General features: G+C 75.3%; 5 protein-coding genes and 1 pseudogene. 1 reads left to right on the top strand and 5 read right to left on the bottom strand.

The window, feature by feature from the left end:
• A pseudogene (locus tag B9S61_RS19885) lies at positions 1–881 on the bottom strand (M14 family zinc carboxypeptidase); the annotation flags it as partial.
• A 114-nt stretch (positions 882–995) separates the two neighbouring features.
• A complete protein-coding gene (locus B9S61_RS19880) occupies positions 996–1547 on the bottom strand; it encodes an FHA domain-containing protein (RefSeq protein WP_103543465.1) in 552 nt (183 codons plus the stop codon).
• Positions 1548–1721: 174 nt separating this feature from the next.
• Here B9S61_RS19880 and treZ point away from each other — a divergent pair, with 174 nt between their 5' ends.
• Positions 1722–3467, top strand: coding sequence for a malto-oligosyltrehalose trehalohydrolase (treZ, locus tag B9S61_RS19875; protein ID WP_103543464.1), 1746 nt, complete (start codon positions 1722–1724; stop codon positions 3465–3467).
• 172 nt (positions 3468–3639) lie between these two features.
• Here the strand turns inward: treZ and B9S61_RS19870 are convergent, their stop codons facing one another.
• The 3 genes from B9S61_RS19870 to B9S61_RS19860 form a co-directional block, all read right to left on the bottom strand.
• Positions 3640–4590: an aminoglycoside phosphotransferase family protein gene (locus B9S61_RS19870; protein ID WP_103543463.1), complete on the bottom strand. Its 951-nt coding sequence runs from the start codon at positions 4588–4590 to the stop codon at positions 3640–3642.
• Between the two features lie 49 nt (positions 4591–4639).
• On the bottom strand, positions 4640–5770 hold the full coding sequence (locus B9S61_RS19865; protein WP_103543462.1) for an aminopeptidase P family protein: 1131 nt from the start codon (positions 5768–5770) through the stop codon (positions 4640–4642).
• A 416-nt stretch (positions 5771–6186) separates the two neighbouring features.
• A partial coding sequence (locus tag B9S61_RS19860; protein WP_146064893.1) for a PDZ domain-containing protein occupies positions 6187–6457 on the bottom strand: 271 nt, incomplete at its 5' end.

Genomic DNA, 6457 nt, shown 5'->3' with positions numbered 1-6457 from the left:
GTGGCGCAGCGTGCGGCTGACCGAGCGCAGCTCCGCCGCGACGTCGGCGGCGGCGGGCAGGGAGCCGTCCGCGACGGCCGCGACGCCCCACATGGGCGCTTCCACGACCGCGGTGACGGTGCCGTGCCGGTGCGGGTGGAACCAGGTGGACTCGACGGCGGCCTCGGTGATGGCGGCGGCGAGGTCTCGGCGGCGCGGTGGCGGGATCCGGTAGACGGCGGGACCGAGTCCGGGCCAGTAGAGGGCGTCGTAGGCGCCGAGCTCGCGCGGGACGCCGAGGCGGGCGGAGACGCCCGCGACCCGCCGGTCGAGGCCGGGCAGGTCATGGGTGAGTTCGACGAAGCCGCCGCCGACGTCGACGCCGTGCAGGGAACACTGGAGGAAGGGCCGCAGCTCGTCCTGGAGGGCGAGCAGGGCACGGGTCTCGGGCAGCGCGGCGGCCGCGGCGCCGTCGGGCAGCCATTCGGGTTGTTCGAGGAAGCCGGGCCGGAAGAAGTTCCGGTAGTGGTGGCCGAGGCTGTACGGGCCGGTCAGCCAGCGCTCGTTGCGGCGCAGCCCGTCGGGGTCGAGGCAGAGCAGCAGGTTCCAGGTGGTGTCGGCGCCCTCGGTGAGCCGTGGGTCGGCCAGGGCCCGCTCGGCCAGCCGCAGCACGGTGGCGCCGCCCACGGGCTCGTTCGCGTGCGGTCCGGCGACGACGAGGGCCTGGCGGCTGCCGTGGCCGACACTGAGCAGCCGGAGGGGGACGCCCGCGCGGGAGGCGCCGACGCGGCGCAGCCGGGCGTCGCGGGGTGCCGGGCGACGAGGGCGGCGGCCCGTGCTCCGAGTTCGTCGACGGTCGGGTACCGCAGGAGGGGCGGCAGGGCACACCTCCACGAAGTCATGCCGTCGCTTCACCGGGAGTACACGGCGTACGCACAGTGAGTCACGGCACCGCGGGGTACGTCAACACCGCGACGGGCACGTGGAGTCGGCGCCGGCGCCGCGCCCCCGCGCGGTCACTTCGCGGCGAGCCGGTAGGTGATCTGTCCGAAGCCGATCTGGTCGCCCTCGCGGACGACGGCCGCGCCGACCACCCGACGTCCGTTCACCGTCGTGCCGTTGGTCGAGCCGAGGTCCCGCACCACCCACAGGCCGCCCTGGTGGCGGAGTTCGGCGTGCACGCGGGACACCGTCTCGTGGCTGATCCGCAGTCCGCTGGCAGGATCACGCCCTATGCGCAGCGGGTGGCCGGCCGCAGGCTGCGGCAGCAGCAGTTTGGGCAGCTTCTCGGCCTGCCAGGCCCGGCGCAGCCGCACGCCGAAGCCGGAGACGGCCTCCACGGTGCCGAACACCAGCCGGGAGAGGCGGCCTTCCGTGGTGAGGTCCGCGGTGAGCACGGCGAGTTCGTCGGAACGCCGCGCGGCGAGGGCGAGTTCCATGCGCCGGACGAAGGTGTCGTGGGAGAGGCGGCCCATGGCGACACCGTCCCGCAGCACGCTCAGCGCCTTGTCGCGCTCCGCGTCGGACAGCCGCGCGGGATACGTGTGGAACTCGAAGGACGACGTCACGCTGTTGATTGTCGGTCAGCGACGGCCGGGCTGTCCAGAAACCGGGGAAACGGCCGACGCGCGGCATACTCGGCGACACCCTTCGCGAAAGGGGGGAATCCCCCGGCGAACTGATCTCCGATGGCGCACGATGGAGGCGCTACATCACGGTGAGCAGACGAAGGGGAACCGTCCGTGCAGTTCGAGGTGTGGGCACCGCAGGCCGGCAGAGTGACGCTCCAGTGCGACGGCGTCACGCGCGCGTTGGAGCGCGATCCCGAGCGCGAGGGGTGGTGGCGGGGGGAGGCCGGGGCACACGACGGCTCCCGGTACGGCTTCGCGCTGGACGACGGTCCCGTCCTGCCCGATCCGCGCTCACGCCGCCAGCCCGACGGGCCGGACGGACCGAGTGCCGTCGTCGACCACGACCGCTTCGCCTGGGGCGCGCCGTGGGCCGGGCGTCCGCTGCCCGGCGCGGTGCTGTACGAGCTGCACGTGGGCACGTACACGCGCGAGGGCACCTTCGACGCCGCCGCCGAGCGGCTCGGCCATCTCGTGGACCTGGGCGTGACGCACGTGGAGCTGATGCCGGTGTGCCCGTTCCCGGGCCGGCACGGGTGGGGGTACGAGGGGGTGTCGCTGTGGGCGGTGCACGAGCCCTACGGCGGGCCCGAGGGGCTGAAACGGTTCGTCGACCGGGCGCACGCGCTGGGCCTCGGCGTCGTCCTGGACGTGGTGCACAACCATCTGGGCCCGTCCGGCAACTATCTTCCCCGGTTCGGCCCGTACTTCACGGACACCCATCACACCCCGTGGGGCGCGGCGGTCAATCTGGACGCGCCCGGTTCCGACGAGGTACGCGCGTATCTCGTGGACAGCGCGCTGGCGTGGCTGCGGGACTACCGGATCGACGGGCTGCGGCTGGACGCGGTGCACGCGCTGGTGGACACCCGCGCGTACCACTTCCTGGAGGAGCTGTCCCGCGCGGTGGACGACCTGTCCGCGGACACGGGCCGGCCGCTGTTCCTGATCGCCGAGTCGGATCTGAACGACCCCAGGGTCGTCACACCGCGCGGGGACGGCGGCCTTGGACTGCACGCGCAGTGGAACGACGACTTCCACCACGCCCTGCACGCCGCGCTGACGGGCGAGTCGCGGGGCTACTACGCCGACTTCGCGCGCGCCCCGTTCGCCGCGCTGGCCAAGACGCTCACCGGCGGCTTCTTCCACGACGGGATCTACTCCGGTTTCCGGGGCCGGCACCACGGCCGCCCGCTGGACCGAACCCGGGTGGCCGGGCACCGGCTCCTGGGGTACAGCCAGACCCATGACCAGGTGGGCAACCGCGCCCGCGGGGACCGGCTGGCCGCGCTGGCCTCCCCCGGGCTGCTGGCCTGCGCGGCGGCCCTGACGCTGACCGCTCCCTTCACGCCGATGCTGTTCATGGGCGAGGAGTGGGCGGCGGGCACGCCCTGGCAGTTCTTCACCGACCACACCGATCCGGAGCTCGCGAAGGCGGTGAGCGACGGCAGGCGGCGGGAGTTCGCGGCGCACGGCTGGGCGAAGGACGACGTGCCCGACCCGCAGGACCCCGCCACCCGGGACCGCTCCTGCCTGGACTGGTCGGAGCCGGAACGCGAGCCGCACGCGCGTGTGCTGGCCTGGTACCGGCTGCTGGCCGCCGTGCGCCACGCCCAGCCGGACCTCACCGACCCCGACCTCGGCGACACCAAGGCGGCCTACGACGAGGAGCACCGCTGGCTCGCCTTCCGGCGCGGGGACGTCCGGGTGGCCGTGAACCTCGCCGACCGGCCGGCGGCCATCCCCCTCGGCGTCCCCGACGCCCGCGTCCTCGCGGCGTGGGAGCCCGTGGAGGCGCCGGGCGCGGACGGGGTACTGCGCCTGCCCGCGGAGTCGGCGGTGGTGCTCCTGCAAGGGTGAGCCGTGCGCCACCGTGGGCCCGGGCCTCGTCACGGAGGAGCGCCCGTCGGGGCCGGGGCCGCCGCCTCACCGCGGCCGGCCCACGCCACCCCCATGACCACGACCACGAGCACGACGGCCACCGTGCCCCGGCAGCGTGGCACAGGCCGGGCGGATGCCCGGCGGGGCCGGGTCAGGGCGTCTCGTCGGCGGCTCTGAGGTCGGTCACGCGTTCCAGCATGATCGGCTCCCAGGCGCGCCGCAGGCGGGTGCGCAGGAGGGGCGGGGCGGTGGTGCCGCCGGTGAGTGCCTCGGCGAGGTGGGTCAGGGTGTCGCAGCGGGCCAGCCACAGGCCGCGCAGGCAGGGGCGGGCGCCGTAACCGGCGAGAGTGGCGGCGCGTACCGCGGCCGGGGCGCCGACGGCGAGCGCGAGACCCGCGATGTCCTCGGCCGGGTCGCCGACCACCGCCGCGTCCCAGCCGAGGACCCCGCGTACCCGGCCGTCCGCGCCGACCACGAGGTGCCCGCCGGTGAGGGCGTGATGGACGAGGACCGCCGTACCGGGCTGGGCGGCGAGCTGGACCGCGGCGGGCGGGGTGAGCTGCTTCAGCCGGACGGGGTCGAACTCGTCGGCCTCGGCGAGCCGTTCGGCGGCCGCCGCGGCGGCCCTGCGCAGGGACTCCAGGGACCGCGGGGAGACGCGTGGCACGCCGAGTGTCTCCGCCTGCCGGGCCGGCACCTCGCGCAGCCCCGTGAGCAGTCCGGCCAGGTCCGTCTCGCCGACGGCGGACACGGTGTGCTCCTCCGCCGTCCCGCCGGGCAGCCGGGTGTCGAGGGTGCAGAGCAGACCGGGTGCCCACTCGGCCTGCGCCACCCCGGCCGGCAGGGCGACCGGGACGTACGGGCGGACCAGGTCGCGCAGCCGCGGTTCGCGGCGCCGGCGGGCGCTCACCTCGCGGTCGGGGGCGAGGCGCAGCACATGGCGGGTGCCGACCCACCAGGTGGCGGGCGCGGGGCCCTCGGTGACGGGCCGGACGCCGGGCCCGGCGGCGGACGCCGCGCCGCCGTCTCCCGCGCCGTCCTTCAGGAGGGTACGGGCCAGTCTGCGGACGGTGTCCGCGGTGGGTGTCGGTGCCTGGGTCATGGTCGCGCCATTGCCGTTCGGGGAGGCAGGGGTGGGAGAGGAGGGCCGGTCAGTCCACTATGACCATCTCCCGCGTGGTGTTGTTCAGCCGCCGCCCGCCCTCCTCGGTCACCGTCACGATGTCCTCGATGCGCACCCCGAACCGGCCCGGGAGATAGATGCCGGGTTCGACGGAGAAGCACATGCCGGGGACGAGGGGCTGCTCCTCCCCCTCGATCATGTAGGGCGGCTCGTGCGTGGTGACCCCGATGCCGTGCCCGGTGCGGTGGATGAAGTACTCCCCGTATCCGGCGTCGGTGATGACCGCGCGGGCGGCCCGGTCGACCTCCTGGCAGGCGGCGTCGGGCCGCACCGCGCGGAAGCCGGCCTCCTGTGCCTCCCGCACGAGGTCGTGCACCCGGCGTTCCTCGTCGCTGGGTTCGCCGACGTGGACGGTGCGGGAGGTGTCGGAGCCGTAGCCGTCCCTGAGGCCGCCGAAGTCGAGGACGACCATGTCGCCGCGTTCGATGACGCGGTCGTCGGCCTCGTGGTGCGGGTTGGCCCCGTTGGGGCCGGAGGCGACGATCGTGAAGTCGATCTGGGAGTGTCCGGACCGGCGCAGCAGGGCGGCGAGGTCGGCGGCCACGTCGGACTCCCGGCGGCCGGCGAAGGGGACGGCCCGGATCTCCTCGAAGGCCGCGTCGGCGGCGGCGCCCGCGGCGGCCAGGAGTTCCAGCTCCGCGGCGTCCTTGACGGCGCGCAGCATCGGCAGGGCCTCGGTGAGGGAGGCGTACGAGGTGCCGGGCAGCGTCTGCTGCAGGCCCAGCAGATGCATGGCCCAGGTGTTGTCGCTGATGCCGAACCGGCCGGCCGTGTCCAGGAGGGCCGCGGTGGCGGCGTAGGGGTCCTTGCCGTCGGTCCAGTCCCGCAGGGTCAGGGTGGAGGCGCCCAGGGCGCGCTCGGCGTCCGGGGCCTCCAGGGTGGGGACGACGAGCACGGGGTCCCGGCCGGCCGCCAGGACCAGCAGGGTGAGCCGCTCGGTGACCGCGGTGGGGGTGTAGCCGGTGAGCCACACCAGATCGGGGCCGGGCGCCACGAGCAGTCCGGCGAGCCCGGCCCCGGCGGCCTGCCGTGCCGCCCGCTCCATACGGGCCTTGTAGTCGTCGGCGGTGAAGGAAGCGTGCGGGGTGCTGCCGGTCATCCGGGGGCCTCCAGGGCGGACGTCAGGGCCAGGGCCTGTCCGACCCTTCCCGTCTGCCCCGCCGGGCGACGACGGGATGGGTCGGACAGGCGTTACGGGCAGCATCCTGCCCGCCGGACGGGTGCCACGCGAGCCGGTTCGCCGTGTTCGCGCCGCGCCCCGCCGGAACCCATGGCCGGACATGTCCCGCCGACGGGTACGGCGAGGGGATCACACGCACCGGCCGGCGGTCACGGGCGGGGAGACGGCTGCGACCGTGCTCTCACACTTCGGCGATCTGCGTCCGGCGGGGCCGAGCACCGCTCACGCCCGCCACCGCCTTCGCGGGCCGTCCCCGGGTGACCGGGGTGTTCCGGTCGGTGTCGCCGTCCGTGTCCTGGACGGCGAGGCCTGCTCACCCGCCCGCGGCCGTGCGGTCATGTGACGATGCCCGGAACCGCCGTCAGTCGCCCGCGGTCGCCGCCGCGATGGCGCACCGTCAGTGTCACCTCGTCGCCCGGACGGGCTCGGGCGACGGCGCGTGCGAGGTCGGCGGCCGAGTCGACACGCCTGCCGTCGAAGGCGAGGAGCACGTCCCCCGGTACCAGACCGGCCGAGGACCCGGGGCCGGGCATGTGCACGGCGACGACCCGGGCCCCGGGTCTCCGGCCGTCGGCCACCTCCACCCCGAGCCGGGCGACGACGGGC

Origin of the sequence: Streptomyces sp. SM1 (assembly GCF_002910825.1) — a bacterium.
Classification (GTDB): Bacteria; Actinomycetota; Actinomycetes; order Streptomycetales; family Streptomycetaceae; genus Streptomyces; species Streptomyces okerensis.
The sequence above is the reverse complement of the archived record's forward strand: the minus strand, read 5'-3'. Positions and strand labels throughout refer to the sequence as shown.

Bases quoted from the DNA above. Each gene is read 5' to 3' on its own strand.
- B9S61_RS19870 (WP_103543463.1), bottom strand. From the start codon at position 4,590: ATGACCCAGGCACCGACACCCACCGCGGACACCGTCCGCAGACTGGCC.
- B9S61_RS19865 (WP_103543462.1), bottom strand. From the start codon at position 5,770: ATGACCGGCAGCACCCCGCACGCTTCCTTCACCGCCGACGACTACAAG.